The organism is Streptomyces auratus (assembly GCF_050433025.1).
Classification (GTDB): domain Bacteria; phylum Actinomycetota; class Actinomycetes; order Streptomycetales; family Streptomycetaceae; genus Streptomyces; species Streptomyces sioyaensis.
In genome coordinates this window covers 1108863-1127598 of sequence record NZ_JBNGCB010000001.1, presented here as the reverse complement: position 1 = coordinate 1127598, position 18736 = coordinate 1108863, and the positions used below count along the sequence as shown (strand labels likewise).

The 18736-nt window shown below is 72.1% G+C and carries 14 protein-coding genes; 3 read left to right on the top strand and 11 right to left on the bottom strand.

What is annotated here, in order from left to right; translation table 11 throughout:
• Positions 1–26: 26 nt before the first annotated feature.
• Entirely contained in the window at positions 27–1010 is a 984-nt protein-coding gene (locus tag BKA18_RS04615; protein WP_366047471.1) for an SRPBCC family protein, read from the bottom strand.
• A 6-nt stretch (positions 1011–1016) separates the two neighbouring features.
• Complete coding sequence (locus BKA18_RS04610) at positions 1017–2006, bottom strand: histone protein (RefSeq protein ID WP_366047470.1); 990 nt, start codon at positions 2004–2006, stop codon at positions 1017–1019.
• 414 nt (positions 2007–2420) lie between these two features.
• Between BKA18_RS04610 and BKA18_RS04605 the strand changes: the two genes are divergently transcribed.
• Complete coding sequence (locus tag BKA18_RS04605; protein WP_366047469.1) at positions 2421–3956, top strand: alpha/beta hydrolase; 1536 nt, start codon at positions 2421–2423, stop codon at positions 3954–3956.
• Between the two features lie 41 nt (positions 3957–3997).
• On the opposite strand, the gene BKA18_RS04600 is transcribed toward BKA18_RS04605, so the two are convergent.
• The 6 genes from BKA18_RS04600 to aroQ form a co-directional block, all read right to left on the bottom strand.
• On the bottom strand, positions 3998–4225 hold the full coding sequence (locus BKA18_RS04600; RefSeq protein WP_040901776.1) for a DUF6458 family protein: 228 nt from the start codon (positions 4223–4225) through the stop codon (positions 3998–4000).
• Between the two features lie 118 nt (positions 4226–4343).
• Complete coding sequence (gene ku / locus BKA18_RS04595; protein ID WP_366047468.1) at positions 4344–5330, bottom strand: non-homologous end joining protein Ku; 987 nt, start codon at positions 5328–5330, stop codon at positions 4344–4346.
• A 129-nt stretch (positions 5331–5459) separates the two neighbouring features.
• Complete coding sequence (locus tag BKA18_RS04590; protein ID WP_366047467.1) at positions 5460–6851, bottom strand: DUF2252 domain-containing protein; 1392 nt, start codon at positions 6849–6851, stop codon at positions 5460–5462.
• Between the two features lie 18 nt (positions 6852–6869).
• Complete coding sequence (locus BKA18_RS04585; protein ID WP_366047466.1) at positions 6870–7268, bottom strand: DUF7144 family membrane protein; 399 nt, start codon at positions 7266–7268, stop codon at positions 6870–6872.
• Between the two features lie 98 nt (positions 7269–7366).
• Entirely contained in the window at positions 7367–8206 is an 840-nt protein-coding gene (locus tag BKA18_RS04580; RefSeq protein ID WP_006607231.1) for a hypothetical protein, read from the bottom strand.
• A gap of 47 nt (positions 8207–8253) precedes the next feature.
• Complete coding sequence (gene aroQ / locus BKA18_RS04575; protein WP_366047465.1) at positions 8254–8724, bottom strand: type II 3-dehydroquinate dehydratase; 471 nt, start codon at positions 8722–8724, stop codon at positions 8254–8256.
• Positions 8725–9436: 712 nt separating this feature from the next.
• On the opposite strand from aroQ, the gene ligD reads away from it, so the two are divergent.
• Both ligD and BKA18_RS04565 read left to right on the top strand, forming a co-directional pair.
• Positions 9437–10387, top strand: a complete 951-nt coding sequence (gene ligD / locus BKA18_RS04570) for a non-homologous end-joining DNA ligase (protein ID WP_366047464.1) — start codon at positions 9437–9439, stop codon at positions 10385–10387.
• Positions 10388–10565: 178 nt separating this feature from the next.
• Positions 10566–11225: an endonuclease gene (locus tag BKA18_RS04565; RefSeq protein ID WP_366047463.1), complete on the top strand. Its 660-nt coding sequence runs from the start codon at positions 10566–10568 to the stop codon at positions 11223–11225.
• A gap of 41 nt (positions 11226–11266) precedes the next feature.
• Here BKA18_RS04565 and BKA18_RS04560 read toward each other — a convergent pair whose 3' ends face one another.
• From BKA18_RS04560 to BKA18_RS04550, 3 genes are all read right to left on the bottom strand, one after another.
• The gene (locus BKA18_RS04560; RefSeq protein ID WP_366047462.1) at positions 11267–13660 is read right to left on the bottom strand and encodes a phosphoketolase family protein; all 2394 of its coding nucleotides are present in this window, start codon (positions 13658–13660) and stop codon (positions 11267–11269) included.
• Positions 13661–13800: 140 nt separating this feature from the next.
• Positions 13801–14007, bottom strand: a complete 207-nt coding sequence (locus BKA18_RS04555; protein ID WP_366047461.1) for a hypothetical protein — start codon at positions 14005–14007, stop codon at positions 13801–13803.
• 183 nt (positions 14008–14190) lie between these two features.
• Positions 14191–18399, bottom strand: a complete 4209-nt coding sequence (locus tag BKA18_RS04550) for a bifunctional nitrate reductase/sulfite reductase flavoprotein subunit alpha (RefSeq protein WP_366047460.1) — start codon at positions 18397–18399, stop codon at positions 14191–14193.
• Between the last annotated feature and the right edge of the window lie 337 nt (positions 18400–18736).

Here is an 18736-nt window from a genome sequence, read left to right as displayed (position 1 = left end):
TCGCCGGCCCTCGCGCACCGACCGGCTCACTCCTCTTCCTCGTCCTCTTCCCACTCCTCGTCCTCCTCGCCCTCTTCGCCCTCCTCGTCACGGTCCTCGGCGTCGCCCTCTTCCTCGTCCTCGTAGTCCTCGTCGTACTCCTCCTCGGCGCCCTCACCGTCCTCGGCTTCCTCGCCCTCGTACTCCTCCTCCTCGGCCTCTTCGGCCTCGACGGCCTCCTCATGGGTCCGTACGACCTCGCCGTCGCGGATCTCGCCACGCCAGCCCTCCGGCTCCTCCTCGGTGAGGGTCACGTAGCGCTGGAAGTGTTTGAAGTCCAGCCGCAGTCGGCGTCCCTGGGCGCGCCAGATGTTCGCGGTCTTCTCGAAGAATCCCGAGGCGTAGTACTCGACGACCAGCACGATGCGGGTCAGGTTGGGCGCCAGTTCGTGGAAACTGACGGCGCCGTGGGTCGTTCCCTTGGCACCCTCGGACGTCCAGATGATGCGTTCGTCCGGCACCTGCTCCAGGACGGTCGCCTTCCAACCCCGGGTCGAGGGGCCGACCTTGGCCTTCCAGTCCGTGGTCGTCTCGTCCTGCACCGACACATTGCGGACGCCCTTGGTGAAGCTGCTGAATTTCTCGTACTGGGTCCAGTGGTCGTAGGCGGTGCGCAGCGGTACGCCGATATCGAGGACCTCGATGATGTTGGTGACCTTCTGGTCCCCCGACTTGCGTTTCTTCCCGCCGCCGAAGACCTCCTTGGCCTTCCCCACGACGTTGTCCTTGACGTTCTCCGCCGTGCCCTTGAGGGCGGCGGAGACGGGGGAATCGCCGCCGAGGAGATTGGCGCCGATTTTGGAGAGGGATCCGCCGTTCTCGGCGACATCGGTGAGCTGGTCCGTCACATCCATCAGCTTGTCGCCGGCTCGTTCGGCCAGATTCCCGACCCAGCTCGTCACATAGTCCCCGAGCTCGTCCCGCAGTCGGTCGAGTCCCGAGTCCGCTTTGTCCTGTCCCGTCTTGGCCATGACCGGTTACCTCCGGCGCTCGACGCGCGCTGATGTCTTCTTGGCGCTCTTCTTCGCAGCGGGGGCTGCCTTCCTGCCTGCGGCAGTCTTTTTCGCGGGGGCCTTCTTGGCGGCCTTCGCTGTCGTCTTCTTGGCTGTCGTCTTTTTGGCTGTCGTCTTTTTGGCCGTGGTCTTCTTGGCGGGCGCCGACTGCTTGGCGGATGCCGTCTTCTTCGCCGCGGTCTTCTTGGCGGCGGTCTTCTTCGCGGGGGCCTTCTGTGCCGCGGTCTTCTTAGCCGGGGCCTTCTTCGTCGCAGTCTTCTTCGCCGCAGTCTTCTTGGCGGCGGTCTTCTTGGCCGGCGCCGTCTTCTTCGCGGCCGTACGGCCGCCGGCGGCCTTCTTCCCAGCGGCCTTCTTGGCCGGCCGCTGCTGCCCGCCCCGCTTCGCCGGGCCTCCCCGTTTTGCCGCCGGTGTGCGCTTCTGCGGCGCCGCCCGGGGGGCCTCCCGCGGGGTACGCCGACGGGGCCGCTCCTCGGGCTCCTCCTCCGGCTCCTCTTCCTCTTCCTCCTCTTCTTCCTCGTACTCGTCCTCGGGCTCCTCCTCGCCCTCTTCTTCCTCCTCTTCCTCCTCTTCTTCGCCCCGCGCGGGCTCTTCTTCCTCCTCCTCTTCTTCTTCTTCTTCCTCCTCCTCCGGCGCCAACTCGCCGCTTTCGAGCTTCAGGGTCCGGTCGTGGAGCGTATCGGCGAGGGTCTCCAGCTGGCGGTTGGCGGCCGTGGTCAGGGCCTTCCGGCCGGCGTCCATCACTTCTCCGCGCAGTTGGTCGCCCAGCTCGGCAACCTGGGGGATCTCGCCGAGTTTGCGTACCCCTTCCGTCACGAGCTGGCGCGGTGAAAGCCCGAATTGGCGTCCGGCGAGATACGACGCCACCGTGAGGGCGAACCGGGCCTTCTTTGTGCGGCCCAGCAGATAGCCGCCGGCCAGTGCGGCGGCCAACAGGGCCTTGGATCCGTCATTCATGGGTGCGCCACCTTTTCCCGGTCATCCGGCCGAATCGGCGTCTGTGCAGAGGGCCACCGCCCAGCGGTGTGTTGCTCCGCCCTAACTCCAGAGTGAGCCGTGTGATGACCTCCGCATCTTGAGCGCGCCGACAAGCACTATCTGGCTACACGGTGAATGCGGCTGATCCCACTGCGTGGTGCATGTCCGCGCGGAAAGGGCGCGCGGAATACCGGCGGCTGCCTCCTGCCTGCCCGAATAAGGGCTGGTCACGGGGGCGTACGGCGCGTCGAATGCCCCCGTCGCAGGTGTGCGGACGCCGCGTAACGGTCCTAGGCTCGGAATATGCCGGGAACACGCCGTGCGCCGTCTCGTGTGGGAGTAGGGGGAGCGCGGCGTGTTCGCCGGCGCACGGTTTCGGTACGGCTGTGGGCCGTGGCGGCGGTGGTGGCGCTGTGCGGCGCCTTCGCGGGAACTCCCGCCGCGGTGGCAGTCGGTGACCAGGATCTGACACCGTTCTACCGGCAGCACCTGTCGTGGGAGCCGTGTGGCACGGACGTGCAGAGCGGCGCGCAGAGCGGGGGCGCCACCGAGCCGCCCGGTTTCCGGGAGCGCCTGGAGTGCGCCCGGCTGATGGTGCCGCGGAACTACTCCGACCCCGGCCGGAGCACGATGCAGGTCCAGCTGATCCGGCTGAAGGCGACCGGGCCCGGCAAGCGGCTCGGCTCACTGGTGCTCAACCCCGGGGGACCGGGTGCTTCCGGCGTCAACTATCTGATCGACAGCGGCAGTGCCTTCGCCCGGCTGGGACAGCGCTACGACATCGTCAGCTTCGACCCGCGCGGCACCGGCCACACCGACCCCGTCTCCTGCGGCAGCAAGCTCAGCCCGCCCCCCACCACGGGCGAGGACAACAGCCTGGCCGCGAAGGAGAAGCGCATCAACGAGGCCTGCGGGCGCTACTCCGGCGGGCTGCTGCCGTGGGTCGGCACCCCCGACGTCGCCCGGGACATGGACGTCCTGCGCGCCGCGGTCCATGACGACAAGCTCAACTACCTCGGCTTCTCGTACGGCACCAAACTCGGCGCGGTCTACGCCCATGAATTCCCCCGCAAGGTCGGCCGGATGGTGCTGGACAGCGTCGAGGACCCCACCAAGAACACCTGGCAGACCGCGGTGGCCCAGGCCCGGGGCTTCCAGCGGGCGCTGGACGACTTCGCCGCCGACTGCCTCCATGGCGCGGGCTGCCCGCTGGGCACCGATCCGCATAAGGCGCAGGAGCAACTCCGCAGCTGGTACCAGAAGTTGCGCGATACGCCGATGAAGGCGAAGGGGGAGACGGTGGATGAGACCACCTATGTGTACGCGCTGCGGGAGGCCCTCTACAGCAGAAGCGACTGGCCGCAGCTGCGCCAGGCGCTGGCCCAGCTGCGGCGCGGCGACGCCTCGGGAATCCTCCGGCTGAGCAACAGCGGGGAGGGCGGCGGGGGCGCCGGCGCCACCCGCACCGGCCGGCTCCCGGCACGCCAGGTCGGGCGGGACGAGCTACCGCCCCAGGACCAGCTGGCCCTGCGGGCGATCTCCTGCCGGGACACCTCGGAACGCTACGGCGGCGACGACTTCCCCCGGGCGGAGCGTGAACTCACCAAGGCCTCCCCGCTCTTCGGCCCGGACATCGCCCCCACACTGCTGGACTGCTACGACTGGCCGGTGGCGGGCGACGACTCCTCCCGCGACGTCTCGGCGCCCGGCGCCCCGCCCATGCTGCTCGTCGCCACCACCAATGATCCGGCGACGCCCTACCAGGGTGCGTTCAGCATGGCGCGGGCGCTGGACAACTCCAGTGTCGTGCTGACCTATCGCGGTGAGGGCCATGCAGCCTACACCACGGGCGACCCCTGCATACAGCACTATGTCGACGACTTCTTCCTGAACGGCACCCTGCCGAAGGCCCGTACCTCCTGCGGCTGACCTGCCCGCCCCGCGGGGGTCCATCGCGCCGACGGGGGAGGCTATTTGTAGTAGCGGGCATCCTCGACATCGACGACCGGGGCGCCGGGGGACGGCGGCTGGGTGCGGCGCCGCTTGAGGATGCTGACGTAGGTGGCGAGGCCGATGATGCCGACGATCATCATGATGATGCCCACCAGGTCGAGGTTGATCCCGGCCATGTGCCAGTCCACCGCGAAGGTGAGGATCGCGCCCACCGCGAGCAGGCCGATACACCCGCCGATACCCATGGTGTCAACCTCCATAACTCTCTTGGCAGTAATCCCCGTTGAGGCATCGGGTACCCCGAGGCGGTCGCCTTATGTGCGCAAGCGGGGCGGGCGGTGGGCGGCACGGCTCCGGCCGGGCTCAGCCGGCCCGCCGGCCGCCTCTGCCGGAGGTCTTCTTCGCCGCGGCTGTTTTCTTGGCGCCGGACTTCTTGGCAGTGGCCTTCTCGGCGGTGGCTTCGCCGGCGGCCGTCTTCTTCGCTGCGGTCTTCTTCGCGGTGCTCTTCGTCGTACTGCGGCCGGACCGGGCGGTGCTCCGGGCGGGTTCGCCCTCCTCGTCCTCGCCGCGGGACTTCCTGGCCGCGCGCACACTGTCCTGCAGGGCCGCCATCAGGTCCATCACCTGTCCGGCGGGCGGCTCCTCGCCGGCCTCGAAGTGCGGCTCACGATGCGCCAGTTTCGCCGCCACGATCTCTTCGAGCGCCTCGCGGTAGTGGTCGTGCACGTCGTCCTCGGACAGTCGGCCGAAGGAGTCCATCAGGGTCTCGGCGGCCTCCACCTCATTGGCGTGGACCTCCACCTGCCGCTCGGGAAGGACCCCGTCCATCGGGCGGATCTGGTGCGGCCACAGCAGCACCTGCATCACCAGCGCGCCCTCCATCGGCCGGATCATGGCGAGCGTCTCCCGTCCGTGCAGCGCGATCTTGCCGAGGCCGACGCGCTGATGCCGTTCCATCGCCTCGCGCAGCAGCACATAGGGCTTGGCCGCGGCGGGGCTGTCGATGCCCAGGTAGTAGCCCTTGCCCATCTGCAGCGGGTCGATGTCGCCGCCGGCGACGAAGGCCAGGATCGTCAGGGTCTTCGCGGTCGGCAGCGGCAGTGCGTCCAGATCCTCGTCGCTCAGCGGGACGACGGTGTCGCTGTCGTCGGGCCGGTAGCCCCGGCCGATCTCGTCCGGGGAGATCTCGACGCCCTCCGCCGAGCACACGGGCTGATTGCGCACCCGTCCGCCGTCCGCGGTGTGGATCCGTACGAAGCTGACGGACGCGGAGCTGTCCGTGGCGTTGTACGCCGCGACCGGGATCGTGACCAGGCCGAAGCTGATGGAGAACTTCGCCGTGGGGCGCATGGGGCCGCCTTCGTCGGAGCCATTCGGATCCATGCTAGGCGGGGCGGACGGGGCGTACATCCCGTGCGCTGCCGGGTGTGCCGATCGGGTGGCGGGGGCTGTGGGCGCCCGCCACCCGCGTCCGCCGCCTCAGCCGGCCTCGGCCCGGACGCGGCCCGAGCGGACCGCCGCCACGAGCGCCTGGTGGTCGCGCGCGTTCTGGTCCGCGTAGCGCTCCGCGAACTGCGCCAGCGCCTCGTCGAAGACCGTCCCCGAGCCGAGGTACGCGCCGATCGCGATCCGGTCGCCCGACCTGGCGTGCGCGCGGGCGAGCGTGGCGCCGCAGCGCACGGCGAAGCGCCGCATGCCCACCGGCACCATCTCGTCCGCCGGCATGATGCCCTTCCAGTCGCGCAGCTGGCGTACGTAGAAATCGCGGGGGCGGCCGTCGACACCGGTGGTCCGCTGCCAGCCGAGGAAGATGTCGCTGGCGGCCTGCATCATCCGCTGGCCGTCCACCACCCGGGCGCCCTGGTTGCGGTGCCGGCTCGCCCCGGCGTACGGGGCGAGCACCGACTCGTCGGCCTCCTTGGCCTGGAGCAGCAGCGGATCGTCGTCGTCCCTGCCGAGCAGCAGCACGATCCAGCAGCGGGTGCCCACGCTGCCGACGCCGACGACCTTGCGGGCCAGGTCGACGACCCGGTACTGCTCCAGCAGCCGGCGGTGGTCCGCGCGCAGACTGCGGCCGTAACTGGCGATGAGATCACTGAGGGTGCCGGCCAGCCGGTCGCCCTCGGAGCCCGGCAGCAGCTCGTGCAGCGGCACGATCAGCGGCGGATCGGACGCGATCCGCACCTGCCCGCCGCTGCGCCGGGTCAGCTTGCGAAACGCCTGCAGGGTGTCGTGCCCATGGGCGTCCTCGATGACCCTGGCCAGCCCCGCCCGGCCCCTGGCGCCCAGCTCATGGGCCTCCTCGGCCTCGACCTCGGCCATATCGGCGTGCGCGTACCAGACCTCCAGGGTGCGCATCTGCGCGTACCGGCGCATCTGCTCGCGGTAGGAAGCGCCGGCGGCCCGGATGATGCCGGCCCGCTCCGGCTCGCTGAAGCCGTTCTGACGGGCCGCGATGGCGAAGCTGGCCGCCAGTCGCTTGACGTCCCACTCCCACGGGCCGGGAAGGGTCTCGTCGAAGTCGTTGATGTCGAACATCAGATGACGCTCGGGGGAGGCCAGCAGCCGGAAATTCAGCAGATGGGCATCCCCGCAGAGCTGGGCCCGCAGCCCCGTCGACGGTGTCGTGGCCAGATCCGCCGCCATGATGGCGGCCGCACCGCGATAGAAGCGGAACGGTGACTCCAGCATCCGCCCGTAGCGAAGGGGCACCAACTCCGGGACCCGGTGGGCCGATTGCCGCTCGACGATGTCCACCGGATCGGCCCGGTCCGGCGCCGGGGTGAACTCCGCATGACGGGAGCGGGGCACTTCGGAGCGAAGTGCCCTGCCCCGTTCCGCGCGTTCCCGCGCGGTGGGTCCGGAGGCCATCAGGCGCGCCGGGCCGGCTCAGACGGCGACGGCGTGGCGGTGGTCTCCGGCACACAGCGCCCAGATGATGAAGATGTCGATGGCGAGCACCACGATGGCCCAGAACGGGTAGTGGGGGATCCACAGGAAGTTCGCGAGCGCGCTGAGGCCCGCGAGGATCACACCGATCACCCGGGCCCACATCGCGCCACTGCTCAGCAGGGCGATGCCCGCGAGCAGGATGACGATGCCCAGGATGAGATGGATCCAGCCCCATCCCGTGAGGTTGAAGGAGAAGACGTAGTTCTGCGTGGTGACGAAGACGTTGTCCTTGGCGATGGCGGAGATGCCCTCCAGGAGGGTCATCGCACCACCGAAGATCATCAGGACTGCGGCGAATGCGGTCCATCCGCCCACTGTCTGCTTCCGAGAGGCCATGGGTCACTCCTCTGCTTGAGAAACCTGGCCGACCAGACCGGACCCGCCGGTGATCACGCCGTGACACCACGGTTCCACAGGTAGGCGTCACCCGCATGTCAGGGACGTTCGTAGGCCTGCAGCACGCCCGCCACCGCAAAGCACAGCGCGCCCGTGAGGGTCCCCCAGTTGGCGACGCCGACGTTCACGAGACTGCCGGTCGCGGGCCGGCTGAAGGCCGCCAGCGCCGAGACCATGAAGAGCGCCGAACCGAGCTGATTGACCGCGACGATCCACCAGCCGAGGCTGCGCCGGTGGAAGCACGGCCGGCCGTGGCAGACCTCGATGACCGCCAGCTGCCCGGAGACCAGGAACAGCGCACAGCCGATCATGTCGGGGGTCCAGACCAGCCGGTTCATCTGCCGCGCCGTGAGCCCCTGCAGAAACGAATCCAGCAGATTGACGCCGAACACCAGCGTCCCCTGGAACAGCAGAAACGTACTCAGCCAGTCGACCCGGCCGGGCTCGTAGCTCCACCACCGGAACCCGTGCGAGGTCAGCTCACCTGCCGTACCCTCCCGGCGCGGCGCATTGATGGTCTGGGCCAGTGCGGCATAGCCGCCGAGGGTGAAGAACACGCCGCCGATGAAGTAGACCGTGGCGCTCACGAGCGGACCCGCGGTACTGAACTGGGCGAGCGCCGCACCGACGGCGAAGAGGACGCCGCCGAGCGTGAACGAGCCCGCGGCCACGCCGTTGAGCCTGCGCAGCCGCGCCAGGGCCGCGGTGTCGGCGCGCCGCTGGCTGCTCTCGGCGGCACCGGCGGGCCGCACCGCGAGCGTCCCGCGCTTGCGGGCCGCCCGGGACTCCCAGACGGCGGTGCCGCCCTCCTCCAGGCGCCAGGTCAGCCGGGTGATGAACGGTCCCGCACCCTCGGCGCGCTCCTCGGAATGCCCCACCCGCCGAGACTAGGGCCTGTCCGTGCGGGATTGCCGGTAGCGCCTCGTCAGGTCTTGTGCACCAGACGGGCGAGATGGGCCAGCGCGAGCGCATAGCCGTGGGCGCCCGCCCCGCAGATCACGGCGTCGGCGACCCCGGACACGTAGGAGAAGTGCCGGAATTCCTCCCGCCGGTGAATGTTCGACAGATGCACCTCGACGATCGGGACGTCCGCCGCGGCGAGTGCGTCGCGCAGGGCGACGGAGGTGTGGCTGTAGCCGGCCGGATTGATCAAGATTCCGCGGTGTGCGGTCCGGGCCTCCTGCACGGCGTCGATGAGGACGCCCTCGTGGTTGCTCTGCCGCAGATCGGCCCGCAGCCCGTGTTCGGCGGCGGTGCTCCGGCACAGTTCCTCGATGTCGGCGAGGGTGTCCCGTCCGTAGATCTCGGGCTCACGCAGCCCGAGCAGATTGAGATTGGGCCCGTTGAGGACCAGGACGGGGACGGCGGAGGCCCTGTCGGCGTCCGGGTTCGGCATGTTCTCTCCCGTGCAGAGGTGCGCGGTGCGCGCCCGGCGTCTGGATGAACCGGTGGGTTCATTGTGCGGGACGCCGCGACACCCCCGGCTCGCCGGTCGGCGCCCGGCCGGCTCGGGAGCCGGTGCAGCGCGGGCCGGTCCCGCGGACTACCCCGTCCGGCCCGGCCGCCCGGCCTGTCGGTCGGTGCCCGGCGCGGGCAGCGGATCGGGCGCGGGGCCGGGCTGCGGACCCGGCGTCGGCGGTGCCGGGTGCGGCGGGACCGGATCCGGTTCGGGCCCCGGCACCGGCGGCGGCACCGGATCGGGGCCGGGGGAGGGAACCGGGCCGGGCGCCGGGCCCGGAGTGGGTCCCGGCGGGCCGGGGCCCGGGCCAGGAGTGGGCGGAACCGGGTCCGGACGGGGGGTGGCCGGCGTAATCGTGTGCGCTCGCACCGTCATCTGCTCCTCATGTTTCGTTCTGTGTCGTTCCTGGGCGGAGGGGATGTGTCGTTCCCGGGCGGACGGGCGCCGGGCGCTCCCTCCGCCCGGGCCTGCCGGTCTCCTTGCCGGTCCTGCGCCGCCCATGCGCCCAGCCGCGCCCGGACCGCGTCCCTGCCCACTCTGCGACGGCCCGCGGGACCCCGCGACACCGGCGGCGCCCGGACGCTCCCGCCGGACGTGCCACCCGGACGCGGGAGCGTAGCGGCGGCCCGGACCGGGTACCCCCGCCCGCATGAACCCCACGGACACGGACACGGGCTCCGGTACGGACACCGGCACGGCCTCGGTGCGCGCGGGCCGCCGCACGGTGCGCCTCCACCGGCCGGAGAAGGTGCTCTTCCCCGACGACGGGCTGACCAAGGCCGATGTCCTCGACTACTACCGCCGGGTGGCCGCGTCGATGGTCCCGCAGCTGCGCGGGCGCCCGCTGATGCTGGAGCGGCTCCCCGAGGGCCTGGGCGGCCCGCAGTTCATGCAGAAGGACACCCCGGACCACTACCCCGACTGGATCCGGCGGGCCGAGGTCGCCAAGGAGGGCGGCACCGTCACCCATACCGTCTGCGAGGACAAGGCGACCCTCCTCTTCCTCGCCGACCAGGCCTGCCTCACCTTCCACCGCTGGCTCTCGCGCGCCGACCGCCCCCTGCACCCGGACCGGCTGGTGTTCGACCTCGACCCGCCCGGACCGGACTTCGCGGCCGTACGGGACGCCGCCCGGCGGCTGTGCGCGCTGCTCGACGAACTCGGCCTGCCCGCCGCCCTGATGACCACGGGATCGAAGGGCCTGCACGCCGTCGTGGCGCTGGACGGCAAGAGCGACGTCGACACGGTGCGGAGCTTCGCCCAGGACGTGACGCAGGTCCTGGCGGAGCGTCACCCGGACCGGCTGACCACCGCGGTCCGCAAGACGTCCCGCGGCGACCGGCTCTACCTCGATGTGCAGCGCAACGCCTACGCACAGACGGCCGTCGCCCCCTGGTCGCTGCGGCCGAAGCCGGGCGCTCCGGTCGCCACTCCCCTCAGCCGCGGCCAGCTCGACGAGCCCGGACTCACCCCGCAGCACTGGTCCTTGCGGGACGTCGCGGGCGTCCTGGAGCAGGCGGCCGCCCGCCCGTGGTCCGGGGTGCCGGCCCGCGGGCGGTCGCTGCGTACGGCGCGCAGGCGGCTCGACGCGCTGCGCTGAGCCCCGCCACGCCCGCCCATACGGTGCGGCGCGTCCTTGCGCCCCTTGGAGCAGCGGCCGTTTCCCGTGCGTCGGGGGCCGGGGAGGGTGACCGCGGACGAACCGACCGGAGCAACGGAGGACATGGCGTGGCAGGCACTCTCCCCCTCGACCCCGGGCGCCCGTACGGGACCGCGGTATGAGCCCCCGCGGCGGGCAGCGGGCCCTGGCGCACGCCCTGCTGGAGCGGCACGGCGAGACCTTCGCGGCACAGAGCGGGATCCGGGTGGGCAACACTCCGCAGCCGCTGTACCAGGTGCTGGTGCTGGCCGGGCTGCTCAGCGCGCGCATCCGTGCCTCCGTGGCGGTGGCGGCCGCCCGTGCCCTGTTCGACGCGGGGATGCGCACCCCGCGGCGGATGGCCGGGGCGACCTGGCAACAGCGGGTCGACGCCCTGGGGGAGGGCGGCTACCGGCGCTACGACGAGCGCACCGCCACCCAGCTCGGTGACGGTGCCACGCTGCTGCTGGACACCTACGGCGGCGATCTGCGGCGGATGCGGGAGGCGGCCGACGGCGACGCCACCGCGCTGCGCCGGGCACTGCAGGAGATTCCCGGGATGGGGCCCGCGGGCTCCCACATCTTTCTGCGTGAGGTGCAGGGCGTCTGGCCCGAATTCGCCCCGTACCTCGATGCCAAGGCCGTCCAGGGCGCGGAGCGGCTGGGTCTGCCGGGCGAGCGCCGGCAACTGGCCCGGCTGGTCGGGCCGGACCGGACCGCCGCCTTCGCCTCCGGGCTGGTGCGCGCGGCGCTGGACCGGTCCGTCGTCGAGGACGTGCGGAAGGCCGCGGGGGCCTGAGCAGGCGGGCGTCCGGGGCTGATCCGGCGCGGGCGTCCGGCTCAGCCGCTCCAGGTCCAGTCCGCGACCTCCGGCAGATCGGTGCCGTACTCCCGGATCCAGGCGTGATGACGGGTACGGGCGTCGGCCATCTCCTGCCGGAGCGCGACGGCGCGCACGCCGAGGCCGGGCACCCGGTCCACCACGTCCATCACCAGCCGGAACCGGTCGAGATCGTTGCGGACGACCATGTCGAAGGGCGTGGTGGTGGTGCCCTCCTCCTTGTAGCCGCGGACGTGCAGGTTCTCGTGGCCCGCGCGGCGGTAGCCGAGCCGGTGGATCAGCCACGGGTAGCCGTGGTAGGCGAAGATGACCGGCTTGTCGCGGGTGAACAGGGCGTCGTACTCGGGGTCCGGCATGCCGTGCGGGTGTTCCCCGGGCGTCAGCAGCCGAGCCATGTCGACGACATTGACCACCCGCACCGCCAGCTCCGGCAGATGCCGGCGCAGCAGATCGGCCGCGGCCAACGTCTCCTGGGTGGGGACGTCCCCGGCACAGGCCAGCACCACGTCCGGCTCCCGGCTGCCGTCCTCCGTCCCCGCCCACTCCCAGGCGCCGGCGCCGCGCGCACAGTGGGCGCGGGCCTCGTCGAGGGTGAGCCAGTCGAAGCTCGGCTGCTTGCCGGCCACCATCACATTGACGTAGTCGCGGCTGCGCAGCACATGATCGGCCACCGCGAGCAGGGTGTTGGCGTCCGGCGGCAGATAGACCCGGACCACCTCCGGGCTCTTGTTGAGGATGTGGTCGACGAAGCCCGGGTCCTGGTGCGAGAAGCCGTTGTGGTCCTGCCGCCAGACGTGTGAGGTGAGCAGGTAGTTCAGCGAGGCGATGGGGCGCCGCCAGGGCAGCCGGCGGGACGTCCGCAGCCACTTGATGTGCTGATTGACCATCGAGTCGACGATGTGCGCGAACGCCTCGTAGCTGGAGAAGAGCCCGTGCCGGCCGGTGAGGAGGTAGCCCTCCAGCCATCCCTGGCACAGATGCTCGGAGAGCACCTCCATGACCCGCCCGTCGCGGGCGAGATGCTCATCGGTGCCGAGCCGCTCGGCCTGCCAGGCCTTGCCGGTGGCCTCGTAGAGGGCCTCCAGCCGGTTCGACGCGGTCTCGTCGGCGCCCATCACCCGGAAGTCACGGCGCTCCGCCGTGGCCTCCATGACCGCTTCGAGCAGCCCGCCCAGCACCCGGGTCGGCTCGTGCAGCGCGCTGCCGCGCTTGTCGACCTCCACCGCGAAGCGCTCCAGCGGCGGCAGGGGCAGCTCCCGCAGCAGCAGACCGCCGTTGGCGTGCGGCGAGGCACCCAGCCGGCGCGGCCCGTCCGGCACGCAGGCCAGCACCTCGGGGCGCGGCCGCCCCTCGGCGTCGAACAACTCGTCCGGCCGGTACGAGCGCAGCCAGTCCTGCAGCTGCCGCAGATGCCCGGCGTCGTCCCGTACACCGGGCAGCGGGACCTGGTGGGCGCGCCACGTCCCTTCGATGGGCTGCCCGTCGACCTCGTGCGGACCGGTCCAGCCCTTGGGGGTGCGCAGCACGATCATGGGCCAGCGGGGGCGCTCGGTGACCCCCTCCGTGCGGGCCCGGCGCTGGATGGCGGCGATGCGGTCCAGCGCGTGGTCCATCGCGGCGGCCAGCGCCTGGTGGACCGCCGCCGGGTCGTCGCCGGTGACATGGAGCGGGTCGTGACCGTAGCCGCGCAGCAGTGCGTCCAGCTCGTCCTGCGGGATCCGGGCGAGCACCGTCGGATTGGCGATCTTGTAGCCGTTGAGGTGCAGGACCGGCAGCACCGCGCCGTCGTGCACCGGGTCCAGGAACTTCGTGGCGTGCCAGGACGCGGCGAGCGGCCCGGTCTCCGCCTCGCCGTCGCCGACCACGCAGGCGACCAACAGCTCCGGGTTGTCGAACGCCGCGCCATAGGCATGGGTGAGGGAGTAGCCGAGCTCGCCCCCCTCGTGGATCGAGCCCGGGGTCTCCGGGGCGACGTGGCTGGGGATGCCGCCGGGGAACGAGAACTGCCGGAACAGCCGGGCCATGCCCGCCCCGTCCCGGGGGACGTCGGGGTAGGTCTCGGAGTACGTGCCGTCCAGCCAGGAATTGGCCACCACGGCGGGGCCGCCGTGCCCGGGCCCCCATACGCACAGGGCGTCCAGCTCGCGGGCCTTGATGACGCGGTTGAGATGGGTGTGCACCAGGTTGAGGCCGGGTGAAGTGCCCCAATGGCCCAGCAGCCGCGGCTTGATGTGCTCGGGGCGCAGCGGGACGGTCAGCAGCGGATTGGCCATCAGGTAGATCTGCCCGGCGGACAGGTAGTTGGCGGCCCGCCAGTGGGCGTCGAGGGAGCGCAGCTCGTCGGCGCCGAGGGGGCCCGGTGCGCCGGTCTCCGTGTGGTCCGCGTTGCGCATGCTCATCTCCTCACCAAGGTGGCGTGCAAGGGGCGTTCAGCGGCGGAACTGTGCGTGTGCCCACGAGATGGGCATGTCATGGCCGGGGCCCCCGACTGGCGGCTCGGGCCATGCCGTGCGGGCAACCGGAGGACGGTGGTTCAGTCGGGTGGCTCGGGGGCCGGGTGCTCGCCCGGCTCCGTGCCGGGGGGTTCCGCGGGGGCGGGGCCCGGCTCGTCGGGTTCCGGTGCTGGTTCCGGTTCCGCCGGGACCGGGTCCCGCGGCGTGGGCTCCGGCTCGCTCGGCACGGCGTCCGGCCCCCTGGGCTCCGGTTCGGTGGTCAGGGCGGCAGCGGTCATCAGGGTCATGTTCCTCTCCTTCCTCACCATGGTCGGTCCGATGCCCGCCGTCGGCCCGTTCAGGCAGAACGGGGAAGCGGCTGGCCGAGGGCCGGGCTCAGGTGGGGAAGGGAGGCACCCGCGACGGCGGACAGGTGCCGGGGAGGCGGCCCACAGCGCCGGGGCCGGGGGTGCCGAGGGCGATGCCCTCGGTCAGTACACGTCCCGGACGTACCGCTTGTCGGCGGCGAGCTGTTTCACATAGCCCGCGGCCGCCTCCTGCGTCAGGCCGCCGTGTGCGACGGCGATGTCCCGCAGCGCCCGGTCCACGTCCTTGGCCATCCGGGACGCGTCACCGCACACATAGAAGTGGGCGCCGTCCTGGAGCCAGGACCACAGGTGGGCGCCGTGCTCGCGCATCCGGTCCTGGACGTAGATCTTGGCGCGCTGATCGCGGGAGAAGGCGGTGTCCAGCCGGGTGAGCAGTCCGTCCTGGCACAGCCGGCCGAGGGCGTCCTCGTGGTAGAAGTCCGTGGCGCGGCGCTGCTCGCCGAAGAAGAGCCAGTTGGGGGCGCGGTGGCCGCGGGCGCGCCGCTCGTCGAGGAAGCCGAGGAAGGGCGCGACGCCGGTGCCGGGGCCCACCATCACCATCGGGGTCGCCGGATCGGCCGGCGGACGGAACTGGGGGGTGCGCCGGACGAACACCGGCACCGGGCTCCCCTGCTCGGCATCGGCCAGAAAGGTGGAGGCCACGCCCCCACGCGGGCGGCCCTGGCGGTTCTCGTAGCGGACCACGGAGACCGTCAGACGCAGCAGAGCGGGGTCGGTCAGCGGGCTCGACGAGATGGAGTACAGCCGGGGCTGCAGACGGGGGAGGAGGTCCGCCCACTCCGCCGCACCGGCCTGTACCGGGTATTCGGCGAGGACGTCGACGGCCTGCCGGCTCCAGGTCCACTGGGCCAGCTCGCCCCTGTTGTCGGGCCGCAGCAGCTTCTTCAGGACCCGGTCACCGGTGTGTTCGGCGACGAGGCGCAGCAGACCGGGGGTGATCCGGGTGATGTCCAGGTGGCGGTGCAGCGCCTCGCCCAGCGGCACCGCGCCCGGGCCCGGGAGGTCGACGGTGGCGGCGGGATCGGCACCGGTGACCGCCAGCCACTCCGCGACGAGCTCCGGGCGGTTCTGCGGCAGCACCGCGAGCGCGTCGCCCGCCTCGTAGTCCAGCGGGGTGCCGTCCTCGTCCCGGGTGTCGAAGGTGAACTCCCGCACCTCCTTGGTGGCCCCGTCCCGGCTCAGCAGCTGGTTGCCGACGAGGCGGGCGGTGACGGGCGCGGGCTTGGCGGGCCCGGTGGCGGCCGGCGCCGCGGGAGCCGGGGCGGCCGCCGGCTTCCCGGCATCGCCGGGCGCCGCACCGCCGGCCGGCTGCGGGCCCTCCGTCAGGACCGTGAGCACCTGGTCGAGCCACTGCCCGGCCGGTGCTTCGTAGTCCGGTTCGCAGTCGGTCCGCGGCACCAGCCGCACCGCGCCGAGTTCGGCGAGGCGGTCGTCGAGCCGGCGGCCGTGGCCGCAGAAGTCGTCGTACGAGGAATCGCCCAGCGCGAGCACCGAGTAGCGCACGCCCTCCAGCCGCGGGGTGTCCGGGGCGTTGAGGGTCTCCCAGAAGTCCGATCCGTTGTCGGGGGCGTCGCCGTCACCGAAGGTGCTGGTGACGATGAGCAGATCGGCGCCGTCCGGCAGGGTGGCCGGTGCGGTGTCGGCCATGCTCAGCAGGGTCGCCTGCCGGCCGCTGCCCTTGAGCCGGCGGGCCGTGTCGGCGGCGACCTCCTCCGCGTTGCCGGTCTGCGAGGCCCACAGGACGACGACCGTCCGGGCCGGTGGGTCCCCGGCCGGCGCGGCGGGGGCGTCCGGCGCCGCGGTCCGCGGCCGGACCTCGGGTATGCGGGAGAACATCCCGGCCAGCACGCCGTTGACCCACAGCGCGGTGTCCGGGCTGAAGGGCGCCTCGGCCGGCAGCACCGGGGTGCCGACGGCGGACCCGGAGTCCAGCCCGGCGAGGAAGCCGGACAGATAGCGGCGCTCGTGCGGGGCCAGCACCGGCGGCGCGGGCTCGGCGAGCTGGAACACCCCGGCCAGCGCCGCTACCGGCACACGCTCACCGGGGCCCGGGCCCGCGTCCTCCGCGGCCGTCCCGCCCGTGTGGGCCGCCGTCCCCGGCACGGGCCCCGTCTCTCCCGCAACTTTGGCCAGGGAGACCGCACACACCTTGAACTCGGGCTGGAAGGAGATCGGATCGACCGCGTCATGGGTCACCGCGTTGACGCTGAGGTACTCGCCGAACAGATCGTTCCAGTGGAACGGCGCGAAGCAGTTGCCGGGCCGCACCCGGTCGGTCAGGACGGCGGGCAGCACCGCCCGGCCGCGCCGTGAGGCGACCTCCACCATGTCGCCCTCCGCCAGCCCCAGCGCCTGGGCGTCCTGGGGGTGGATCTCCACGAAGGGGCCGGGGTTGAGCTTGTTCAGCTTGGCGACCGTGCCGGTCTTGGTGAGGGTGTGCCACTGGTGCTGCAGCCGGCCGGTGTTGAGGACGAACGGGAAGTCGTCGTCGGGCAGTTCGGCCGCCGGGAGATGCGGACGGGCGAAGAACACGGCCCGGCCGGACGCGGTGGGGAAGGTCAGCCGGGGGCGGGTACCGTCCGGCCGCTCGTCCAGGGACTGGCTGACGCCGTCGTTGAGGTAGCGCACCGGGTTGCGGGCGGGCCCGTCGGCGGTGGCCGAGGGCCACTGCACGGGCGTCCGCCGCAGCCGCTCGTAGGACACTCCGCGCAGGTCATAGCCCGTCTGCGGGTTCCAGGCGCGCTTGATCTCCTCGAATATCTCCTCGGCACTGCGGTAGCTGAAGGCGTCCTCGAACCCCATCTCGCAGGCGACCTCGGCGATGATCCGCCAGTCCGGCCAGGCCTCGCCCGGTGCGTCGGTGGCCTGCCGCACCAGCGTCAGCGTGCGCTCCGAGTTGACCATCACGCCCTCGGACTCGGACCACATCGCGGCGGGCAGCACCACATCCGCGTACGCGGTGGTCTCGGTCTCCGCGAAGACGTCCTGCGCGACGACGAACTCCGCGGCCTCCAGCCCCTCGATGACCGTGCGGCGGTTGGCGACCGAGGCGACGGGGTTGGTGCAGATGATCCAGCACGCCTTGATCTCGCCGTCCGCCATCCGCTGGAACATCTCGACGGTGCCCCGGCCGGGCTCGTCCGCCCGCAGCGTCCCCGGCTCCAGGCCCCACAGGTCCTCGGTGAAGGCACGGTCCGCGGCCACCAGCGTGGACCGCTGTCCGGGAAGGCCCGGCCCCATGTAGCCCATCTCCCGCCCGCCCATCGCATTGGGCTGGCCGGTGAGGGAGAACGGGCCGCAGCCGGGCCGGCAGATCGCCCCGGTCGCCAGATGCAGATTGATCAGGGCATTGGTGTTCCAGGTGCCATGGGTGCTCTGGTTCAGGCCCATGGTCCAGCAGCTCATCCAGGCGTCCGCGGCACCGATCCACTCGGCGGCCCGGCGCAGCTCGTCCTCCGGTATCCCGGTGAGTTCCGCGACCCTCGCGGGCGGATAGTCCTGGAGGAACTCCGGCATCGCCTCCCAGCCCTCGGTGTGCTCGGCGATGAACTCCGCATCGAGCCGGCCGTCCGCGGCCAGCAGATGCAGCAGGCCGTTCAGCAGCGCCAGGTCCGTCCCCGGCTCGACCTGCAGAAACAGGTCCGCCTTGGCCGCGGTGGCGGTGCGCCGAGGGTCGACGACGATCAGCTTGGCGCCCGCTTTCACCCGCTCCATCATCCGCAGGAAGAGGATCGGGTGGCAGTCGGCCATGTTGGAGCCGATGACGAGGAAGACGTCGGCGTGCTCGAAGTCCTCGTACGAGCCGGGCGGGCCGTCCGCGCCCAGCGACAGCTTGTAGCCGCTGCCCGCGCTCGCCATGCACAGCCGCGAGTTGGACTCGATGTGCCGGGTGCGGACGAAGCCCTTGGCGAGCTTGTTCGCCAGGTACTGCGCCTCCAGCGTCATCTGCCCCGAGACGTAGAGGGCGAGGGCGTCCGGGCCGTGCTCGTCGATGATCTCCCGCAGCCGCGCGGCGGTCTGCTTGACGGCCGTGTCCATGGCCTCGGCCATCGGCTCGTCGCCGCGGTCCGCGCGCAGCAGCGCGGTCGACAGCCGCCCCGGCGCCGCGAACAGCTCGGCGCTGGTCGCACCCTTGGTGCACAGCCGGCCGGCGTTCGCCGGGTGGGCCTTGTCGCCGGCCGCCTTGCGCACCGTCCGCCGCCCGTCCCCGTCCGTCGCGACGTCCAGCACGACCCCGCAGCCGACACCGCAGTACGTGCACGCCGTCCGCACCTGCGAAATGCTTTCTGCCGGCGGTTCCGGTGCGGTCACGGACGGTCCCCTTCGCGGTCGGCTGCTGTGCTCCCGACCTTACGAACCGCCCGTTAACCAGGTGTCACGGCAACCGCGCACCCGTCGTTACGGCGACCACACAGTGGCCGGCGGCGCTCCGTGAGCACCGCCGGCGGGGCCCGCTCACAGGGCCGGACGGCGCCCCTGAGCTGCGGGGGCCATGATCCGGCCGCAGGGCGCGGCCCGGACTGTGCGGGGCCGGGTACGACCCGCCCCCACCGCCCCGGCAGCCCGCCGTCCGCCCCGGACGCCCGCGCAGCGCCCGACGGGCCGGGCACCCGCGGCGGCGGACCCCGGCGGGGCGGAGCACCTCGGC

Bases quoted from the DNA above. Each gene is read 5' to 3' on its own strand.
- BKA18_RS04610 (WP_366047470.1), bottom strand. From the start codon at position 2,006: ATGAATGACGGATCCAAGGCCCTGTTGGCCGCCGCACTGGCCGGCGGC.
- BKA18_RS04560 (WP_366047462.1), bottom strand. From the start codon at position 13,660: ATGCGCAACGCGGACCACACGGAGACCGGCGCACCGGGCCCCCTCGGC.
- aroQ (WP_366047465.1), bottom strand. From the start codon at position 8,724: ATGCCGAACCCGGACGCCGACAGGGCCTCCGCCGTCCCCGTCCTGGTC.
- ligD (WP_366047464.1), top strand. From the start codon at position 9,437: ATGAACCCCACGGACACGGACACGGGCTCCGGTACGGACACCGGCACG.
- BKA18_RS04590 (WP_366047467.1), bottom strand. From the start codon at position 6,851: ATGGCCTCCGGACCCACCGCGCGGGAACGCGCGGAACGGGGCAGGGCA.
- BKA18_RS04600 (WP_040901776.1), bottom strand. From the start codon at position 4,225: ATGGGTATCGGCGGGTGTATCGGCCTGCTCGCGGTGGGCGCGATCCTC.
- BKA18_RS04585 (WP_366047466.1), bottom strand. From the start codon at position 7,268: ATGGCCTCTCGGAAGCAGACAGTGGGCGGATGGACCGCATTCGCCGCA.
- BKA18_RS04615 (WP_366047471.1), bottom strand. From the start codon at position 1,010: ATGGCCAAGACGGGACAGGACAAAGCGGACTCGGGACTCGACCGACTG.
- BKA18_RS04555 (WP_366047461.1), bottom strand. From the start codon at position 14,007: ATGACCCTGATGACCGCTGCCGCCCTGACCACCGAACCGGAGCCCAGG.
- BKA18_RS04565 (WP_366047463.1), top strand. From the start codon at position 10,566: ATGAGCCCCCGCGGCGGGCAGCGGGCCCTGGCGCACGCCCTGCTGGAG.
- ku (WP_366047468.1), bottom strand. From the start codon at position 5,330: ATGCGCCCCACGGCGAAGTTCTCCATCAGCTTCGGCCTGGTCACGATC.